Source organism: Paenibacillus xylanexedens (genome assembly GCF_001908275.1).
Classification (GTDB): domain Bacteria; phylum Bacillota; class Bacilli; order Paenibacillales; family Paenibacillaceae; genus Paenibacillus; species Paenibacillus xylanexedens_A.
This window is the reverse complement of the sequence record NZ_CP018620.1, coordinates 4,790,750-4,810,101: the sequence shown is the minus strand read 5'-3', so window position 1 is coordinate 4,810,101 and position 19,352 is coordinate 4,790,750. Positions and strand designations below refer to the sequence as shown.

The 19,352-nt window shown below is 44.1% G+C and carries 19 protein-coding genes; 18 read left to right on the top strand and 1 reads right to left on the bottom strand.

Translation table 11 applies throughout. The features are described from left to right. Positions 1 to 112: 112 nt before the first annotated feature. From BS614_RS20970 to BS614_RS20950, 5 genes are all read left to right on the top strand, one after another. A complete protein-coding gene (locus tag BS614_RS20970) occupies positions 113 to 664 on the top strand; it encodes a CGNR zinc finger domain-containing protein (RefSeq protein ID WP_074095437.1) in 552 nt (183 codons plus the stop codon). A gap of 120 nt (positions 665 to 784) precedes the next feature. Next, positions 785 to 2,155, top strand: a complete 1,371-nt coding sequence (locus BS614_RS20965) for an amidohydrolase family protein (RefSeq protein WP_425320259.1) — start codon at positions 785 to 787, stop codon at positions 2,153 to 2,155. A gap of 521 nt (positions 2,156 to 2,676) precedes the next feature. Beyond that, on the top strand, positions 2,677 to 4,113 hold the full coding sequence (bcaP, locus tag BS614_RS20960) for a branched-chain amino acid transporter BcaP (protein WP_074095435.1): 1,437 nt from the start codon (positions 2,677 to 2,679) through the stop codon (positions 4,111 to 4,113). A gap of 260 nt (positions 4,114 to 4,373) precedes the next feature. Further along, positions 4,374 to 5,453: a hypothetical protein gene (locus BS614_RS20955; protein ID WP_074095434.1), complete on the top strand. Its 1,080-nt coding sequence runs from the start codon at positions 4,374 to 4,376 to the stop codon at positions 5,451 to 5,453. A 94-nt stretch (positions 5,454 to 5,547) separates the two neighbouring features. Then, positions 5,548 to 6,468 (top strand): tyrosine-type recombinase/integrase, encoded by a 921-nt coding sequence (locus tag BS614_RS20950; RefSeq protein WP_074095433.1) that lies wholly within the window; start codon positions 5,548 to 5,550, stop codon positions 6,466 to 6,468. 273 nt (positions 6,469 to 6,741) lie between these two features. Here BS614_RS20950 and BS614_RS20945 read toward each other — a convergent pair whose 3' ends face one another. After that, positions 6,742 to 7,671: an L-lactate dehydrogenase gene (locus BS614_RS20945; protein ID WP_036613729.1), complete on the bottom strand. Its 930-nt coding sequence runs from the start codon at positions 7,669 to 7,671 to the stop codon at positions 6,742 to 6,744. A gap of 337 nt (positions 7,672 to 8,008) precedes the next feature. Between BS614_RS20945 and BS614_RS20940 the strand changes: the two genes are divergently transcribed. From BS614_RS20940 to BS614_RS20880, 13 genes are all read left to right on the top strand, one after another. Beyond that, positions 8,009 to 9,286, top strand: coding sequence for a WD40/YVTN/BNR-like repeat-containing protein (locus BS614_RS20940; RefSeq protein ID WP_084174661.1), 1,278 nt, complete (start codon positions 8,009 to 8,011; stop codon positions 9,284 to 9,286). Positions 9,287 to 9,434: 148 nt separating this feature from the next. Next, positions 9,435 to 9,644, top strand: coding sequence for a hypothetical protein (locus BS614_RS20935; RefSeq protein ID WP_074095432.1), 210 nt, complete (start codon positions 9,435 to 9,437; stop codon positions 9,642 to 9,644). Positions 9,645 to 9,845: 201 nt separating this feature from the next. Further along, positions 9,846 to 10,625 carry a phosphotransferase family protein gene (locus BS614_RS20930; RefSeq protein ID WP_074095431.1) on the top strand — a complete coding sequence of 260 codons (780 nt, stop codon included), beginning with the start codon at positions 9,846 to 9,848 and terminating at the stop codon, positions 10,623 to 10,625. A gap of 57 nt (positions 10,626 to 10,682) precedes the next feature. Beyond that, the gene (locus tag BS614_RS20925) at positions 10,683 to 11,108 is read left to right on the top strand and encodes an NUDIX hydrolase (protein ID WP_074095430.1); all 426 of its coding nucleotides are present in this window, start codon (positions 10,683 to 10,685) and stop codon (positions 11,106 to 11,108) included. 108 nt (positions 11,109 to 11,216) lie between these two features. Then, positions 11,217 to 11,963: a class I SAM-dependent methyltransferase gene (locus BS614_RS20920; RefSeq protein ID WP_157116152.1), complete on the top strand. Its 747-nt coding sequence runs from the start codon at positions 11,217 to 11,219 to the stop codon at positions 11,961 to 11,963. Between the two features lie 28 nt (positions 11,964 to 11,991). After that, positions 11,992 to 12,534, top strand: a complete 543-nt coding sequence (locus tag BS614_RS20915; RefSeq protein WP_074095428.1) for a GNAT family N-acetyltransferase — start codon at positions 11,992 to 11,994, stop codon at positions 12,532 to 12,534. Between the two features lie 35 nt (positions 12,535 to 12,569). Then, the gene (locus tag BS614_RS20910) at positions 12,570 to 13,064 is read left to right on the top strand and encodes an AAA family ATPase (protein ID WP_074095427.1); all 495 of its coding nucleotides are present in this window, start codon (positions 12,570 to 12,572) and stop codon (positions 13,062 to 13,064) included. Between the two features lie 41 nt (positions 13,065 to 13,105). Then, entirely contained in the window at positions 13,106 to 13,699 is a 594-nt protein-coding gene (locus BS614_RS20905) for a C39 family peptidase (protein WP_074095426.1), read from the top strand. A 316-nt stretch (positions 13,700 to 14,015) separates the two neighbouring features. Further along, entirely contained in the window at positions 14,016 to 15,128 is a 1,113-nt protein-coding gene (locus BS614_RS20900) for a collagen-like protein (RefSeq protein ID WP_074095425.1), read from the top strand. A gap of 254 nt (positions 15,129 to 15,382) precedes the next feature. Continuing rightward, positions 15,383 to 15,952: a hypothetical protein gene (locus BS614_RS20895; protein WP_074095424.1), complete on the top strand. Its 570-nt coding sequence runs from the start codon at positions 15,383 to 15,385 to the stop codon at positions 15,950 to 15,952. 208 nt (positions 15,953 to 16,160) lie between these two features. Then, the gene (locus tag BS614_RS20890) at positions 16,161 to 16,553 is read left to right on the top strand and encodes a DUF2500 domain-containing protein (RefSeq protein WP_074095423.1); all 393 of its coding nucleotides are present in this window, start codon (positions 16,161 to 16,163) and stop codon (positions 16,551 to 16,553) included. Between the two features lie 147 nt (positions 16,554 to 16,700). Beyond that, a complete protein-coding gene (locus tag BS614_RS20885) occupies positions 16,701 to 17,450 on the top strand; it encodes a glucose 1-dehydrogenase (protein ID WP_017688133.1) in 750 nt (249 codons plus the stop codon). Between the two features lie 204 nt (positions 17,451 to 17,654). Next, complete coding sequence (locus BS614_RS20880; protein ID WP_157116150.1) at positions 17,655 to 19,340, top strand: hypothetical protein; 1,686 nt, start codon at positions 17,655 to 17,657, stop codon at positions 19,338 to 19,340. Positions 19,341 to 19,352: the final 12 nt, after the last annotated feature.

Below are 19,352 nucleotides of genomic sequence, written 5' to 3'. Positions count from 1 at the left end.
GTGATGTAACTAGCTAAAACTGAATAATAAGGTTACACTTAATATAACACATCAAAGACGAGTTGTAACCTTCTTTATTTAATTAGATAGTTACATAAACGGAGGTATATATATGGACCGATTATGGACCGATTTTGTAAACAGCGATTATCACGACTGGCGTGGGGGAGATCGATCGGAGGACAGACTGGGGAAGGCTAGCTGGCAGCAAGACTTTCTGGAACGATGGCAACTTAACGCTTCTGTTCCTGCATCTCCAGAAGATGAGTTGTCGATGAGAAATTTCAGGAATGAATTGATAGCTCTTGGAGCCCGCTTGTCTTCTGGAGCATCATTAACGGATATAGAAAAACAATGGTTGAATGGCGTTATGGAAGCAGGGCATGTGAGAAGGACATTGACTACAATTGATGAGGAACTGAAACTCCAACTGGTAGCTGTAGAAGCACATTGGCATCAGGTTATGGCTGAGGTAGCTGCTGACTTTGCTTTGACTTTGGTGGAGGGAGAAGGCGGCAGGATTCGGATCTGTGATAATTCGGATTGTCGCTGGATGTTCTATGATGATACCCGAAGCAGAACACAGAAGTACTGTGATGATAAGATGTGTGGCAATCTGATGAAGGTTAGAAGATTTCGGGCAAAACGCAAATTCCAAAATTGATAAATACTAACAATAACTATATAATATATATATACTAGCGAAAAAACAGTCAGAAGCAGTACAGATTCGTAAGCAGGATGTGATCGTCTTTCAAACCAAAATAGATGGGAGATGTTTCTTGTGCGGACAAGTTATCTGTTGAAAAATGGCTGTGTGTTGTCCATGGATGCTAAAATTGGACAGTATAAGAGGGCGGACGTTCTGATTCAGGATTCACTGATTATGGCGATCCAGCCCGACCTGGATATACCGGATGCGGAGGTCATTGATGCTTCATCGATGATTATTATGCCTGGGCTGGTGGACACACATCGGCATATGTGGGAATCACTTGTCAAAACAGCGGGAACCAACTGGTCGTTACCAGTTTATTTGCAAAATCTCTATTATGGTGCGATGGGAAGCAAGCTCCGCCCACAAGATAGTTATATTGCCAACCTGCTCGGTTCCTTGGAAGCGCTTAATGCAGGAGTGACGACAGTAATGGATTGGAGCATGCCGTATTCTCCTGACCATACGGATGAACTGATTCGTGGACTTCAGGATGCTGGCATTCGGGCGGTATTTGCTCACGGAGTACCTGGTGAGACGGACTACTGGAATCGGGATAGTCAAATCACGTATTCGAATAATGATGTGAGAAGAGTCAACGAACGTTATTTTTCATCACAGGATCAATTACTTACTTATGGGCTTGCCATTCGTGGTCCGGAGTTCAGTCATTGGGATACAACCGTGAAAGAGATCGAGCTAGCAAAAGAACTGGATGCGATCTGTTCCATGCATGCCGGATTTGGCAGTTGGGGATCTGTGGATCGCTCGATTAGTCAATTGTACGAAGCGGGACTGTTAAGTCCACGGGTGAATATCGTTCATGGTAACACCATGGGCATGGATGAATACAAAATGCTGGCAGATAGCGGTGCTTCCTTGTCGGTCACACCTGAGGTTGAAATGATGATGGGTCATGGATATCCGGCCACCGGCTATTTTCTTGAACACGGGGGAACCCCTACACTTGGTGTAGATGTAGTGACGTCCACAGGCGGAGATATGTTCTCGCAGATGAAGTTTGCACTTCAGGCTGAACGATCCAGAGCTAATGAACAACTTCTGCAGCAGGGTGAGATGCCCGGTGAGTTGAACTTGCAGTCCAGCCAAGTGCTGAGATTTGCAACTTCAGCTGGTGCCCAAGCATTGGGATTGGAGCAGAAGGTGGGTACGTTGACCCCAGGGAAGGAAGCGGATCTGATCATGATTCGTACCACCGATCTGAATATGTTCCCCGTTCATGATCCAATCGGCGCTGTTGTGCAATTTGCCAATCCATCCAACGTGGATACGGTCTTTGTGGCAGGTAGACTCGTGAAACGAGAGGGTAAGCTGTTGAATGTTGATCTGGATGCGATTCGTCATGCGGCGATGCAAAGCAAAGATTATTTGTTATCCCAATACCGGATGTCAGATGCAGAGAGAATTGCTTTCTCATAATTTACTTTTTCATAAAAGCCTGAAATGAAGTCAGTTCGTATTTTTATATACACCTCTACCTATAGTAAGAAATAAAGGGCCGCATAACGCTATGTGGCTCTTTTACATGCCTTCATATCGTGGAATTAGACAGGATAAGGGAGGAAGATACAGCAGAAAAAGACGAAAAGAGCTCTCTTTTTCTAAACTTCAGATAACAAGGGATATAAGATGTTTTTTTGCGGAAAAATAGGCTCATAAAAACTGCGCATAATATAAATTATACGCAGTTTTGTTTTAAATCCATTTTCATATTCAACCACGTGCAACAGATCATGATAAATTCCGCGGAAAAAGAACAAAATAAGTGATCTACAAAAATAAATTTAACCAAGCAACGCGATAACGTGTAGAATTCGATAGGTTTTTATAGGTGATCGATAAGATAGAACAAACGACTTTTTCATAGAACAGATGGGAAGCCATCCAATCGCTACTACATCCATAGCACAATCAAGATTCATGACGAGAGGAACATGACTATGCGTGAGAACAAACAACGATCTTCATTATTTCGTAAAAAATCAATTGCCTCAGCGGGCGATAACAGCAGTGCATTGAATCGGGCGCTCGGTCCGTTGGACTTAACCACACTTGGCGTAGGAGCTATTATTGGTACCGGGATTTTTGTGCTGACTGGTGTAGCTGCCGCAACGTATGCTGGCCCTGGCCTTGTACTGTCATTTTTGCTGGCAGGTATCATATGTGCATTCGCGGCATTATGTTACTCGGAATTTGCCTCAAGCATACCGGCCTCGGGCAGTGCGTACACGTATAGCTATACGGCTTTTGGTGAAGTGATTGCCTGGGTTCTGGGATGGGATCTGATATTGGAATATGGATTCGCGAGTGCGGCGGTAGCTAGCGGATGGTCTGGATACTTTCAAACGTTATTGTCCGGATTCGGACTGGAGTTACCCCATGCGCTTACGAGTGCGTTCAGCCCGGAAAAGGGAACCTATTTTGATATCACGGCTGCGGTCATTACGTTAATTATCACTTTCCTGCTTACCCGAGGGGTGAAGGAAGCTGCTCGTGCGAACGGCATCATGGTAGCGATTAAAATTATCGTGGTGCTGATCTTCATTGGTGTAGGTGTTTTCTATGTAGAGCCAACCAACTGGCAGCCATTTTTGCCTTTTGGTATCTCGGGTGTAACAGCTGGAGCAGCTACGGTATTTTTTGCTTACATCGGATTTGATGCGGTCTCCACAGCGGCAGAAGAAGTTAAGCAGCCACAACGGGATTTGCCGATTGGAATTATTGCGTCACTGGCAATCTGTACCGTTCTCTACATCGTTGTATCGTTGATCCTCACAGGGATTGTGCCTTATAACATGTTGAATGTAAGTGATCCGGTTGCGTTTGCATTTGAATTTGTTCAATTGAAGGGATTATCCTGGATTGTATCTCTTGGAGCGATTGCCGGCATTACGACCGTATTGCTGGTCATGATGTATGGTCAGACACGTTTGCTCTATTCCATGTCTCGTGACGGACTGCTGTCACCTGTCTTCTCCAAAGTTAGTGGCAAGAGTCAGACACCAGCGGTAGGGACATGGGTTGCGGGCATTATCGTGGCTTTGTTCTCCGGGTTCATCTCGTTGGGACATCTGGCGGAGCTAACGAACATCGGAACGTTGTTTGCTTTTGCAGTTGTAAATCTGGGCATTATTGTGTTGCGTAAAAATAACCCTGATCTCAAACGCGGATTCCGCGTTCCACTTGTGCCACTGATTCCGATTCTGAGTGCATTGGGTTGTGTATACTTGATGACACGCCTTGCGGCTCTGACATGGATTACGTTTTTTGCTTGGTTGATCATTGGATTAATTATCTACTTTGCGTATGGACGTCATTACAGTCATCTGAATCCGGCACGCCGGATCTCGAGTGCTTTCAGAGCGAAGGATAAATAGATTAGTTGAGAACATCTTTAACCGAGAATATCTTCATTTTTCCTCATTTCGTATCGCTTAGGCGAAGCGGGAAGGGGATTTTTTTTATATAGAAAGATAAAGGATGATAACAGCAGGGGAAGGTTGGAATTTTCTTCATATATGGGTAAGTAATAAGGGGCGTGACGAACTTAATCAAGGAGTCGGGGTTGCGGCTAAGACAAATATGAAATATATTTGGGGATGTGACATGCCATCAGACATAAGAGAGGGGATGTATCATGAACACACCATTACATACGAATTCAGATCATCAAAATGCAACTTTTGGATTTGCATTAGCTGACTCATCCGTACTTGCAGAGGCACAATTAGTTGTTTCACAATCAGGAGGTGCAGGTGACCTACAGTTAGATATTGATCCGCAGCGCCTTCTGAAGGATGGACGTAAAGTATCTGTCATTGCACAACAGTTGGACTCACCGGTCAATCGTCAGGATGCCAATATCATCTATGGTCAGGAGCTGGCATACGTGCAGTATGCTGTTAACCTGAAACCGGATAGCTCAATCTCCATTGCATCTATTGAAGGCGTTGAACAGTCTGTTAATCTTGGTTGGTCAGTATTTACAGAGGGGGAATACGAACTTCGAATCTCCCTGCATATGAAAACACCTCGTATTGCTGAAGGTACACTCGAACCTGAACAGCTTGCAATGGTTAAGTACGCGCAGGTTATCACCGTATATATATCGCTTTTCCCGGCAGAAGCTGCGTTGTTGAGTTCACCATCTCAAGCTGTGTGGAGCAGAAACCATCATGTATTTGACTCCTACGGCAGAGGAGGATTCATTCTCGCTGACCTGCCTCGACTCGCTGAACGTGTAGAGGAACTGATGGGACCGGGTAACCATAATCTGATCGAACAATTTGCGGAAGGGGAACTGTCGGATACGTTGCTGGAAGAGGGGCTGATGGCGATCGCCTGGGGTGTTACTCCGTGGTGTTATTCACTCTATTCTGCACCAGATGAGCAGTCGGCTGGAATACTTGCCGTGGACAAGCTGGGTGATGAACCTGAACGGCAAGGGATCTACCATATTGATCCGTCCATTCAGCAATTAAGTATCGTACCTGCGAATGAGCTGGCTTACTGGCCTGCCTGCGTTCAGAACGATTGGCCTGTTATTGATGTGGCTGGTGAAGGTGAGACGTTGCACATGGATTTATATACTCAGATCTGTGAATCCGTGAATGGTCTGCACGAGAATCCATTGCCATCGTTTGTACTTACTCGTAGTCAAGGCAAACCCGAAGTGATCATTCCGCTGATTGACGTTGTCATTGTGGATGAAGCCTAGGGGCTCTGTTCAGCTTAAGAAGGTTGTTCTGTCATCGCAGTGCCCGTGTAAATAATCTTAGTCAATTTTAACCGAATTGAGGTGACGTAGACAGATGATGACCGAGGAGATTCAGGAGCAATATGCGGACGAGCTTGAAGCTTTTCACATATGGATGAAGGACGCCGGATATACAGGCCATACGGTAAAATCATACACGGGTGACGTGGTGGAATTCCTGATCTCCATTCAAGGAAAGTCACTGGAGCAGGTCAAAAAGCTGCATGTGTTGTCTTTTCTGTCCCGCGCGCGAGAGCGTGGGGTTAGTGATGCCACAAGAAATCGCAAACATGCGGCGGTGAACTGTTTTTACAAGTCCCTCATTGAACTCGAATTGTTAACGAATAATCCGGCGTTTGGGATCAAGAAATCCAAAACCGAAAAAAACCGTGCGCCCGTTTTCCTTGATGAAAGTGGGCTGACACGTTTTTTGGAGTCGGTAGAAGGCAAGTATCGTACACGTAATCTGGCTGTTTTTCTATTGATGGGATATATGGGATTACGGGTTGGAGAAGTGCATGCGTTGGATTGCAAAGACTATAATGCGGAGCGGCGTACATTGGATGTATTTGGTAAAGGTCGTAAATGGCGCTCGCTCCCTGTACCGGAGACTGTGGCAAAAGTATTATCTCAAGCGATGGCTGAGCGTCTCGATCCTTGGCGGCCAAAAGAGGAAGCGTTATTTGTCTCGCAGAAAGGGAAGAGACTGTCGATTCGCAGCATCCAGCTCATATCCACCGAAACCTTTGAACGCTTCCAGCAGGAATCACCAGCCAATCAACGTCAAAACTACTCCAGTCATAAGCTGCGTCACTCTTTCGCGACCATGATGTTACGGCGTGGTGCCGACTTGCGTACGGTACAGGAACTGCTTGGTCATGCATCGATTCAAACGACAACCGTGTACACACACGTAACCAGTAGGGAGAAAGAAGAGGCTATGGCTCTGCTGGACGTTAAACTTCCGACATATTAGAAGAAAAAAGCCAATATTTGATCCAAAAAGGAGTCTGTCCAAGTGACAGGCTTTTTTTGTTATTGATTGGGATGCAGGAAATTTAAACATAATTAATATTATGTAAACTAATATCTGATATTTAAATAGTTATATAAATAGAAGTCAAACCAAAGAACCATTCGCTTCTTCTCTCTGGAAGAAACAAATGGTCCTTTTGGCTAGCACGGATATCTTAATTCACACCGTTTAACATGCTAAATCGTTCACGATATGAATGATTGCGTGGCTGGATTATTCCAATCCAGCGATCTGTTCTTTTAATTTGTTAGCAGAAGCCTGGAAAGCCACTTTTTCGGTTTCATTCAGCGGAAGAGGCAGAATTTCGCGCACACCGTTGCGATCGACAACACATGGAACACCCAGATAAACATCCGATACACCATTGTAGTCTTCAAGGTACGTGGATACGTTCAGAACGGAGCCTTCGTTGCCGAGAATTGCAGCTACAATGCGGTCCAGAGCAAGGGCGATTGCATAGGAAGTCGCGCCTTTGGCATTAATAATCTCATACGCTGCATTTTTGGTGCGGTCGAAGATATCCTGTTGTGTTTCTTCATCCAATTCCAGATCTGTTCCTGCAACGTTAGCCAGGCTCCATACCGGTACTTCGGAATCTCCATGCTCACCAATAATGTGTGCGTGAATACTACGCGGGTCGATCCCTTTATTCTTACCAATCAGGTAACGGAAACGTGCGCTATCGAGCAATGTACCTGAACCGATGACACGGGAAGCAGGCCATCCGCTTTGTTTCCATGAAGTATAGGACAAAATATCTACAGGATTGGTTGCAATCAGTAAAATACCATGAGAATTCACTTCAGTAATGCGCTCAATAATATCTTTGAAAATGCTTGCATTTTTCTTCAGCAGATCAATCCGAGTTTCGCCCGGCTTCTGGGAAGCACCCGCTGTAATAATAATGATATCTGCATCTTTGCAGTCGGAATAATCGCCAGCCCATACTTTCACGCCTCCCGTAAATGGAAGACCGTGGTTCATATCCAGCATTTCGCCGGTTGCTTTATCATGATTCACATCCACAAATACCAACTCGGACGAACGCTGTCTCAACATTAGCGTGTATCCCGTTGTTGTTCCCACCGCACCCATGCCTACAATCACGACACGACTTGGTTTCAGAGCTGCACTATTTGTCATGTTCAATATCCTCTCCTTTTTGGGTTATACTCCCATCCATATTAAGGGATTAGAGAATATAAAGCGAGTGTTGTCTATAAAATAGTTCACATTTCATGTCTTTTTACCAATTATTCCGTCGAAAAACAGTTTAGGATGAAATTAATGGTAATAAATGTGCGACCTATAGCCCAGAGTATGAACTGGAAAAAGGGAGCGGGCCAACCATGAGTGGGCAATGAGCCTTTTACATAAGGTTTGTGGTAGAATAGGAGCAGTGGATTCTGATGAATCGTAAATAAAACGCCATAGGACAGGCATGCGCGCCTGTATATTGGATGAGAGAGGTGGAACCCACTTGCGTTCGCAATGGATTAAAATCACGCAGACAGCATTGCTGTCTATAGGTATAGCAGCTGTATTGGCTGCATGCACCGACTCAGATCAACCTCCGGTAGCAGAACCTCCGCAGCAGCAGGAGGACGCCGGGAATACAGGGCAGACATTAACTGTCGTTCCCCCTGTGAACAGTACAGAATCTGCAGATATGGCCAAGTACCAAATACAGACCCGTTTGACCGATTTTCAGTTGCTCAATGACAACGGAGGATTGGCGTGGGGTGTGACGCGGAATGCGCTGCGCCTGTACTACACTCAGGATCAGGGAAAGACCTGGACCAATATTTCACCTTCGGAAAATGTACAGTTTCCGGCTAACCCTAAATATGGACAAAGCATTTATTTTGTAGATCGTGCACATGGTTGGATTGTTCGTGAAGGCATGGGTGGAACAGATACCATGGTGCTTCGCACCAACAACGGGGGCGTAACTTGGAGCCTGTCTTCTCTGTCTAAGACGGATAAAGTGACTGCGATCTCATTTGTATCTCCTGAGAAAGGCTGGATTCTCACCACGGTCGATACCGCTATTGGTAAACAGGACAAGAAACTTTACTTTACCGAGGACGGTGGAATTACCTGGAATCGGATGTCATCCAGTGATGAAGATGGCAAACAGGAAGCAGAAGAGATTTCCAAACGTGGATACACCACGGGGATGACTTTCTCGGATCCAAAGCATGGTTTCTTAACAGCGCTTGAGTTCGGTACACCGAAGTTGTATGTAACATCAGACGGCGGAGAGAACTGGGATACTGGGCCATCCTTTTTTGATCGAAACAAATTCAACGGGTGTGGTAATTTCAGTGTTAGTTCACCACAATTTTTTGGACGTGAAGCACAGTCAGCCTGGATGTCAATGTCCTGTTCTAAAGGCGAGAGCACGACATTCAATGGATTCTTCACAACAGATGGCGGAAAGAGCTGGAAGCTGTCCAATTTCACTTTATACAAACAAACGGGTCCGAATCGTAACCTTTCACCGGTATTTCTGAACGCATTGGAAGGTTGGGCGATGCAAAAGGGCATAACCTACCACACTAAGGATGCGGGCAAAACATGGAGCGCTCTTCCTGCAAGCAGTGTACTGGAGAAAATTTTGGAAGACTATCCGGAGATTGTGAAGATGCAGATGGTTACCTCCAAGCTTGGCTGGATACTGGTTGAAAACACAGATGCCAAAAGATCGTTGTTATTGCAAACGGTGGACGGCGGTGTACATTGGAAAGTACTATAAACGTAGAGTGTTATCGATGTGAATAGATAGGAGAAAGGAGAGGAGCCTAAGGGTTCCTTTCTTTTTTTTGCTTAGTTTGTGAAATAAATCACAAATAAATCCACTAGAAGGTGATATATTTAACTCAACAAGAGAAGGAGTGATGAAGATGAGAACCAACGGTCAAACTCAATTCACGCAGGCGGATGAATTAACCAGATATATGCTTCAATTATGCTACACATGTGACGATGCGAATCGTTGTACAACAGAGGAAGCGGTGAAGGCTTGCATGGCAGAACACGCACAGGCAGACCAACCCGAACCAGCTGAAGGTGGAGATGTAACTCGCGGGTTTATGGACTTGATGTACGCTTAGGCTAATCATTCACGGAGAACGCTCCTGCGGGAGGGTTCTTTTTGATTTGAAGTGAATTGTATACGCTTTTAAATTCACTTCGCAAATATTGCAGCATGGGTTATTATAGAAATAATTAAGGTAAATTAATCAAAATGTGGAATTGTTTTATTGACTTTATCTGAAAGAGAAAGGGCATGTAATTGTAGAAAGGATAAAACTATGAATATTCAAGATCTCCCAATTGAAATAAAAGAACATATAGGGGAAGTTCAGAAAATCACTTTTCCTAAGCAAGGTCATACTTCTACTGTGGCTATACTGGATACGTTTGATCAAAAGTACATCATCAAGAAGACAGAAAACGATCTTTATAATGAATGGTTATCCGATGAATATAAGGTGCTCCAATACCTTTACCATACGGGACTCCCTGTTCCAAAGGCATATTCATTTCATATTGAGGACACATCGAGATGGCTTCTGATGGATTATATTGATGGAATAAGTTTAAGAGAATTTCTCTCTAAAATGCCTGACCTCCAATGTAAAGAAAAAGCGATTTTTAACTTTGGGCTTTGTTTAAAGAAAATACATGAATGCTCTTGTCCTGTTGAATTATTGAACAACAACAGTCCTTGGTTAGATACAATGCTTAATAAAGCAGAATATAATCTAACTCACTTTGCTGTAGACGGCTCAGCAGAACTACTTCAACAGTTGAAAGAAGGAAGACCAAAACCAATAGAGAACACTTTCATTCATGGAGATTTTACTATAGATAATGTGCTAGTTAATGATTGCAATATTGTTGGAGTTATTGACTGGGCAGGAGCAGCTTATGGCGATCCAAGATATGATGTAGCGTTAGCCATTAGACCGAAGCATAATGCTTTTGATAATGAAAGAGATAGAGAAATCTTTTATAACGGGTATGGAAAGTTAAGAATAACGGATGAAGAATATAATTATTTTGAAGACGGGATATATAACTTCTTTTAGTGTGCCAATAAATTGTTCTTCAAACGTATATTAATCTCTCTAGAAGGAGTCGAATAAATGAGCCCTCCAAAACATATCTTATCTGCCGCTGCAATCGTGATAAACGACAAAAATGAATTATTGCTTATTAGAGGACCACGAAGAGGATGGGAAATGCCAGGTGGTCAAGTAGAAGAAGGAGAATCCCTAAGTCAAGCTGCGATCAGAGAAACGAAAGAGGAGTCCGGAATCGACATTGAAATCATCAAATTCTGTGGAATATTTCAGAATATCGAAAATTCAATATGTAACACATTATTTCTAGCCAAACCAATAGGAGGAGAATTAACGACAACATCGGAGAGCTTAGAGTCTGGTTTCTTTCCAATCGAAGAAGCCATTTTAAAAGTCGAATGGAAAAACTTCAGAGAAAGAATAGAGTATTGCTTAAAACCTGAGATGCAACCTTTTTGCATTGAATTCAGTGATAAGAATAATATTTAATGTTTCCGGAAAGGAAGTTCAATCAATGAAACGAGTCGATGTAGTTTACATATTTCAACGAAGGTAACAAGTAATGTTCTGAATGTAGTGTATAAAGGAGGCTATCAGATGAATAAGTACAGTGTTTATGAAACAAACAGCTTTTATTGGGATACAAAAGGGAATGACTTTTTGAGTGCAATCGTGCTTCCACATTATGGAGCATTTATCTCAGAAGAAAAACACCAACTTTTTGGTGATGTCTCAGGATTAAAGATGTTAGAGGTGGGCTGTGGAAATGGTCAATCCTTGCAGTATCATGGGGATCGCAAAGCAGGTGAGCTATGGGGTATGGATATATCCCAGAAACAGATAGAAAAGACACAACAACACTTGAGAACATACGGAATTCCTGCAACATTGATATGTTCACCCATGGAAGAGGAATGTGGGATTCCTACTAATTATTTTGACGCTGTGTATTCGATTTATGCCATAGGTTGGACAACCGATCTTGAAGGTACTTTCAGCCGAATCGCTTCTTATTTAAAGAAAGATGGTATTTTTATTTTCAGTTGGTCTCATCCAATTCATAGATGTGTCGTTGAAGAAAATGATAGATTTGTCTTCAATAAGCCATATTCTGATGAATCGTGGTATGCGGTATCTCCTGACTTTTGTCAGGGTCAATTAACCTTGGCTGATCGTCAACTGTCAACCTATGTCAATGCGTTAGCGAAAGCAGGATTTGTCATTGAACAAATGATAGAAGAATCCGATGAGGATATCATGCAATTACATAATAATAGCGATAGTCTCCTTAAAAGAGCGAAGATGGTACCTGTATCCTTTGTGATTAAAGCGAGAAAACGGTGAATAAATGAAATGAATCGGAGAGTGGGCTATGTTTAAATATCAAATGGATACTGCTACCTATATATCACTATTGGCAATGAAAGATGCACCCCAATTATATAATCTGATCGATCGAAACAGGGATCATATAGGAGCGTGGTTGAAGTTCCCCAGTATGACATTAACAGAAGAGGATTCAAGAAATTTCATCAAGGGAACACGTATACGCTATGCTCAAGATGATGGTTATTGGTTAGGAATCTGGTGTGGAGACGAGCTTGCTGGTTCTATTGGATACTTGTACATTGATCAAGAAAACAAGAAGACTGAAATAGGATATTGGCTTGGTCAGGAATATGAGGGTAGGGGACTTATTACAAAATCGATTAAAAATTTAATTGATTACGCATTTGATGAACTTGAATTAAATAAAGTTGAAATTGGCGTAGCAACAGACAATCTCAAAAGCCGCGCAATTCCTGAAAAATTAGGCTTTCAACGTGAAGGTGAATTAAGAGATTACGAATATATTAACGGTACATATTTAAACAGGATTATTTATGGGTTGAAAGCAGATCAATGGAGAACGTAATAGATCAAATTTTATTTTAACTAAAGGAGCTAGTTATGAGAAGATTACCGCTTTTTATAGTGACAGGCGCAAGTGGAACAGGAAAAACAACGATCTCTTCGCTTGTTCGCAAGCAACTTCCCGAATTTGACGTCTTTGATATGGATATCATCGATAACGTGGATTGGCAGGTTGCCAAAGAGAATTGGTTGAGGATTGCGTATAACATATCGCTAAGTGGACGAGGGACTGTTTTATGCGGAACGATGGTTCCGGAAAACATTGCATCGTCGGATTACATAGATCGATTTGATCGGATTCTATATATGAATTTGCATTGTGACGATGTTACTCGCGAGACACGTTTAAGAGCCCGTGGGTGGGACGAGAACCTAGTTGAAGATCACAAAAGTTTTGCCAACTGGTTACTCCAGAATTCGGAAACTGCGTTTGACCCGCCAATGCAAACAATTGATACGACAGAACTTACAGCAGTGGAAGTAGCTGAACAAGTTAAAGAATGGGTTTTAAAGAACTGGTGTGTTGAATGAACATCTAAAAGACATCTTGATGAGACGAAGGAGGTCACGAATTGTTTCTCAATGTATTAACTTGGTTGATTATTCTCTGGGTGATCTCCCTGTATTTCAGTTTTCCTAAGAAAGATCGCATGTACACAGTCAATGTGCCAAGCACATATTACATTCAATCTTCAAATCGTTTGGATACTCAGAAAAACTACGAATGCGCTGCATTTTCCAGTGCGTTTGTCTTGAGACATTTCGGTTTGGAGTCCAACGGAACAAAGCTTTATGAAACCTATCCTCGCAAATTACTGGATGGGACGGTATATCCCAAAGCGGTCGTTGTTTTTTTCAAGAAGCTAGGCTATCAGGCAATGTACTTACGTGGAAATGTGAACACGTTGAAGAAACAGATCAGCCAGGGTGTGCCTGTTATTTTATTTATTAGAGTACATCCCAAACAACGTTATTTGCATTTTGTTCCCGTCGTTGGTTATGATGAAACGCATTTTTACTTGGCTGAATCTTTAGATCACAAGATTAATTGTGATGAAGAATATTACAATCGAAAAATCAGCATAAGTGAACTCAACGTGTTATGGAGGTCGTGGTTACCTTTTTCTCAAAACTCCTATATCGTGGTAAACCCGGTGCAGATTTAAGACGGCTCTCTTTCAAAGGGCATGATATATTAGCTTTAAACGAACTAATCGACATTATTCGGAACGTCTGTGTGGTTAAATCATGAAACTCATGCCCAAATGGCATGAGTTTTTTTGAACAAATATCGCTACGTAAACCAGCTCGCCTCAATTAATGGTTATGAACAATTTAGATCAACCGTATGGGTGGTGTGATATCCATTTTATTGTTTTTTCTGGGAATTAGCGGAGTTTTTAGTTAAAATGGTTGTTCGTCCACGCATCTATTCATCTACATACGTACGTTAAACTATGTCTATAGGGAGGTGTCCACACTGTGAGTCATTCAGAAGTGAAGAAACGTATGAAGAGAAAAAAGGCAACAGTATGTCCATGTAAAGTTAAAAGAAAAGACCGCCGATTGAAAGTGGTTAAAAAGTTCGTTCAAGTAAAATGTCCGCCTCCAGAAGTAAATATATCTACCCCTACTGTTGTTGGTCCAACAGGACCACAAGGTACACAAGGCGTACAGGGTATCCAAGGTAAACAAGGGGTTGAAGGACCACCAGGAGCTCAAGGACCAGCGGGTGGGCCACCTGGACCACAAGGGCCTCAGGGACAGCCTGGTCCTGCTGGAGCGGTAGGTTCTCAAGGTCCGGTAGGACCTGCTGGACCTATGGGAGCGCAGGGGATTCCGGGAGAAGCAGGGGCTGTAGGGCCACAAGGTCCGCAAGGTAATCCCGGACCTGCCGGAGCAATTGGACCTCAAGGTTTTCCAGGAGCTGTTGGGCCGACGGGTGCGACAGGAGCAGCAGGCCCAGCCGGTGCAGCAGGAGCAGTAGGCCCGGCAGGACCAGCCGGTGCAACAGGAGCGGTAGGCGCTGCTGGAGCAGTAGGCCCGGCAGGCCCAGCTGGTGCAACAGGAGCGGTAGGTACTGCTGGAGCAGTAGGCCCGACTGGTGCGACAGGAGTAGCAGGTCCCGCTGGAGCAACGGGAGCTACAGGTGTAACAGGGGCAGCCGGAAGCGTACTTGGTTTCGCTGACTTTTTCGCACTGATGCCACCTGATAATGCTGCAACGGTTGCTCCCGGTACAGATGTAAGCTTTCCTCAGGATGGGCCGACAAGTGGAACAACTATCGCACGCACGGGGCCTAGCTCCTTCAATCTGGCAGCCATTGGTACGTATCAGATTTTGTTCCAGGTGAGCATCAATGAAGCGGGTCAATTAATCTTAACCCTCAATGGGGCAGATTTGGCTCCTACTGTAGTTGGGCGAGCAACGGGAACGTCTCAGATTGTTGGTATGGCTTTGGTGCAGACAACCGTGATTAATTCTATTCTGACCGTGCGGAACCCGGCTGGTAATGCTACAGCATTAACAATCACGCCACTTGCGGGCGGAACAAGACCTGTATCGGCACATCTTGTGATTACACAATTAGCATGAGTCCGTTAACAGCCTAAGTTAATTATCCTTTACTTTATTAAATATGCATCCACAATGGTAACATGGATTTGCTTGAACTGAGATAACAGTGCTTTACCTAAGGCTGTTATCTCAGTTGGAGCGGATAATGGTACAGGAGTAACTACATATCGGATACCCTTTTTGTTTTGTGAGGAATGGTGAAAACGTCACTACTAATTATTTTTTCAGTTGTTAATATGATAAAATATTGGAAAAACCTCAGAGGTGAGTACATGAAGAATGGACACTGGAGAAAAATAACATGGGTTGTTGCGGCATTATTATTAATCATGATCACGGCTTGCAGCAATAGCAAATTCAATCCAAACGAATTTTCAGAACAGGATCTGGCTGTGACAAAGACCGACAGTGAGGATAAGATTATGTATGGAATGAGTCAGGAAGAGGCGGAGAAAATCCTCGGTGAGGGAACATCAACGGGTTTGGGTCAATCCTATCAATACAATAACGGGATCACGATTGGCTATAGGGATGCCAAAGTCGTTAGTATCATCTTGAATAAGGACTCGAAAGGGTACTTTAAGACGGCTCGCGGGGCAGAGGCGGGGATGACACATCAAGAGATTCTCGATCTGTATGGCAAGGAACATGTTTTAGTCGAGTCTGAACGTAATATCGATTATGCCTATCATATTCAGAAGGAAACATTCCTGGATGAGAAGTCGCTGCAAGCGGAAAAAGATGATCTGGCTATCTATCGTGCATCGTTTATGCTGACAAAAGAGGGACAGGTTAATCAGGTTATATTGTCGGATCAACGATTTGCAACAACCTTTAAGTAAAACATAGCTTCCAGGCAGCAGGGTATTAGATAATGAAATAGTACTTATTTTCGTATGAAGCAACCCTTCGGTATTCTGCCGGAGGGTTTTTCCCTTCACATCGTTGGATTTCAATCCGGATAACAAGTTCCTTGTTTACGTGCATATACATTACTGGAGACGGGTCAAGACTCCGGCTGTCCTAAGTTGTATGAACGGAGGGAGAGACATGGGCATTGAATCATCCTGGATGTTTGATTTGTTTGGAACCGTCTTTCCGGTTGTATTTGTTCTGATTATAGGTATAGTCCTTCTGTCGATGGGAAAGGAGGTATGGAGGTGGGGACGCAACAACTCGGAGCCGCTATTGACCGTGCCTTCACGAATCACCAGCAGACGGATGAAGATGAGTCAGTCGCCATCTGAACCGGGTAGTACAGCACGAACGTTATACTACGTCACCTTTGAAGTAGAAAGTGGAGATCGGCTCGAATTCAAAGTCAATGGCGAAGAGTATGGTTTGTGTGCTGAGGGGGATGAAGGACGGCTCTCGTTCAAAGGAACGCGTTATGTAGGCTTCGAGCGATATAATCGCGTATATTCTGAACGCCTACGGGGTTAAACTGAGCAGCTTGCGCCAGAATGGCGTGAGCTTTTTTTGATTATTTGCTGGACAAGCGTTTCTTAATGGGCCTAACGTGTTTTTATATAAGAAGAGGCTTAATGAGATTATGATCAAAGGATCATTACCATAGAGGAGGCAATCAATATGTCATTTACAGATCAGGTCGTTGTTGTAACCGGGGCCGCTCAGGGAATAGGACGAAGTGTGGCCGAGGCTTATGCAGTCGCTGGAGCCAAAGTTGTACTTGCCGACTACAAGGAAGCAGAAGGGGCGGCAGCTGCAGCTTCCATTCGTAATGAAGGCGGAGAAGCCATTTTTGTTCAATGTGATGTTCGGAGCGAGCAGGATATTACAAATCTTTTTCGCACAACCGTGGAAGAATTCAAGCAAATCGATGTTCTGGTGAATAACGCAGGGCTTGCAAAATGGAAGTCCCCCTATGAATTAACGCTGGAAGAATGGGACGATGTGCTCAATACCAATGTGAGAAGTTGCTTTTTGGCGAGTCGGGAAGCAGCCAAACATATGAAAAGCAATGAACATGGAGGTGCCATTATCAACATGGCTTCTACTCGTGCGCTGATGTCTGAGCCGGATACCGAAGCCTATGCTGCCTCCAAAGGGGCAATTGTGGCTCTGACCCATGCGCTGGCGGTCTCACTGGGCAAGGACCAAATTCGGGTCAATTGTATCAGTCCGGGATGGATTGAGACAGGTGACGTGGAGAAACTGAAAAAGGAGGATCATGAACAGCATCCCTCCGGTCGTGTGGGTGTTCCTTCGGATATCTCCCGTGCTTGTTTATATTTGTCTGATCCAAGCAATACCTTTGTCACAGGGACCAACCTCGTTATTGATGGAGGCATGACCCGAAAAATGATATATGAGGACTAGAACCGGGATTAAACCGGGCGAGCCCTAAGCTGTCCCAAATTAAGAGTAATAAGCCCAAGTTAAGCACTTGGGCTTATTTGTTTTTAATAACTCGGTTGCTATAATAAATGTGATTTTACAACAGTAGAGGAATGGAGGGAGTATATGTTCGGGAAACAATCCCGGAAGGTATTTTGGCTGTTACTGCTGATCGGAGGGATGATAATGATAGGGAATGAGTCACCTGCTGAAGCTGACGGCGCAGATATACGGGCGGCCTGGGTATGGCAGGCACAGTCTGTTAGCAACGGAGATGAGCTGTTGGCCAATGCAGCTAAACATAAGATAAACAGGCTGTACGTGAATGTAGACATGACGCTGTCCAAGGAGGTATACCAGACGTTTATAGCCAAAGCAAGCCGTGCGGGTATTGCGGTTGAAGCGCTGGGAGGCGATCCATCCTGGGCACTCAGTGGTCGTGAAGGCCCCATGCTCAGATTAGCGTCGTGGGTAAGTGATTACAATCAAGCTGCGGAGACCAACGAGCAATTTGATGCCATACATCTGGATATCAAGCCCTATGTGTTACCAGCCTGGAAAGAAGATGCCAAGCCACTGGTACAATCCTGGGTAGCCAATATGAATCTGTTATTTGAGCAAGTGAGACAGGATGGCGCAGTTGCAGTGAATATTGATTTGCCATTCTGGCTGGATTCGTACACCGTCACAGGAAATAGAGTTTCTGAAGATGCAGATAACGAACCATTGTCACGTTGGTTCATTGAACGAGTGGAGCATGTCACTTTACTCGCTTACCGTGATAATGCGCAAGGGAACAATGGTATTATACGTTTAATTGAACAGGAAATGAACTGGGCCGATACTAGCAATGTGAGCGTCACAGTTGGGTTGAACACCAAGCCAATGCCTGGCGAGGAGTTCACGACATTTGCGGGTAAAGGTGCAGCACAACTGGAAAGTGTTATTGAAGAAGTTGCCTCCGCATTCAGCGGACATACTTCTTACGCCGGTTCTGCTGTACATGACATCGTATACTGGGGACAACTGGAGCCGTCAGAACTGCCATCACCGGAGATTCCATCTAATCAGCCAGAGATTCGGGGAACATATATCTGGGAGGCCTCTCAGGTGACGAATGACGGGGGAGAGCACATACTAGCGTTTGCTAGAGAGCAGAATATTAACTGGTTGTATGTTCGATTAGATCTGGATCAACCCTATTCCAGTTACCGCAGTTTTGTGAAACGGGCAAAAGCGCAGGGCATTGAGATCCATGCGATGGGTGGACATCCGATCTGGGGCAAAAAGGAGAATCGTCCACGCATTAAGCGCTTGATTGATTATGTAAAAAACTATAATGCTGAATCCGAGCCGGATGAACAATTTGAAGGCATCCATCTGGATATTGAGCCGTACACTTTGCCAGAGTGGGAAAATAGTCGGGACACCCTGTTGACCGAATGGGCTGCCAACATTACATTTTTCCAGGAAGAAACGAAGAAGGACAGTGATCTTGAAACAAGCGCAGACCTTGCTGTATGGCTGGATAGCTTCGCGTTGCCAGGAAAGGATACATCTGTGGCTGAATTTATGATCCGTACACTCGATCATGTGTCGCTGATGGCTTTCCGTAACAATGCCGAAGGCTCCAATGGCATTGCTGCAGTTGTGAGTCAGGAGATGGAGATTGCAGATCGTCTGGGAAAAAGGTTAATGATTTCGGTCGAAATGAAGCAGAACCATGAAGGTCCTCATATTTCTTTTTATGAAAAAGGGGTAGCGGAGATGGAACTTCAGCTTGCCAAGCTTCCGGATCTGCTGGCCGAACATCAGGCTTACCAAGGCAACATTGTTCATGCCTATGATTATTGGATTGAAGCCAAGCCTTAAACAGGCGAGTAT

Bases quoted from the DNA above. Each gene is read 5' to 3' on its own strand.
- BS614_RS20970 (WP_074095437.1), top strand. From the start codon at position 113: ATGGACCGATTATGGACCGATTTTGTAAACAGCGATTATCACGACTGG.
- BS614_RS20925 (WP_074095430.1), top strand. From the start codon at position 10,683: ATGAGCCCTCCAAAACATATCTTATCTGCCGCTGCAATCGTGATAAAC.
- BS614_RS20880 (WP_157116150.1), top strand. From the start codon at position 17,655: ATGATAGGGAATGAGTCACCTGCTGAAGCTGACGGCGCAGATATACGG.
- BS614_RS20885 (WP_017688133.1), top strand. From the start codon at position 16,701: ATGTCATTTACAGATCAGGTCGTTGTTGTAACCGGGGCCGCTCAGGGA.
- bcaP (WP_074095435.1), top strand. From the start codon at position 2,677: ATGCGTGAGAACAAACAACGATCTTCATTATTTCGTAAAAAATCAATT.
- BS614_RS20915 (WP_074095428.1), top strand. From the start codon at position 11,992: ATGTTTAAATATCAAATGGATACTGCTACCTATATATCACTATTGGCA.
- BS614_RS20930 (WP_074095431.1), top strand. From the start codon at position 9,846: ATGAATATTCAAGATCTCCCAATTGAAATAAAAGAACATATAGGGGAA.
- BS614_RS20950 (WP_074095433.1), top strand. From the start codon at position 5,548: ATGATGACCGAGGAGATTCAGGAGCAATATGCGGACGAGCTTGAAGCT.
- BS614_RS20955 (WP_074095434.1), top strand. From the start codon at position 4,374: ATGAACACACCATTACATACGAATTCAGATCATCAAAATGCAACTTTT.
- BS614_RS20890 (WP_074095423.1), top strand. From the start codon at position 16,161: ATGGGCATTGAATCATCCTGGATGTTTGATTTGTTTGGAACCGTCTTT.
- BS614_RS20945 (WP_036613729.1), bottom strand. From the start codon at position 7,671: ATGACAAATAGTGCAGCTCTGAAACCAAGTCGTGTCGTGATTGTAGGC.
- BS614_RS20920 (WP_157116152.1), top strand. From the start codon at position 11,217: ATGAATAAGTACAGTGTTTATGAAACAAACAGCTTTTATTGGGATACA.
- BS614_RS20935 (WP_074095432.1), top strand. From the start codon at position 9,435: ATGAGAACCAACGGTCAAACTCAATTCACGCAGGCGGATGAATTAACC.
- BS614_RS20895 (WP_074095424.1), top strand. From the start codon at position 15,383: ATGAAGAATGGACACTGGAGAAAAATAACATGGGTTGTTGCGGCATTA.
- BS614_RS20910 (WP_074095427.1), top strand. From the start codon at position 12,570: ATGAGAAGATTACCGCTTTTTATAGTGACAGGCGCAAGTGGAACAGGA.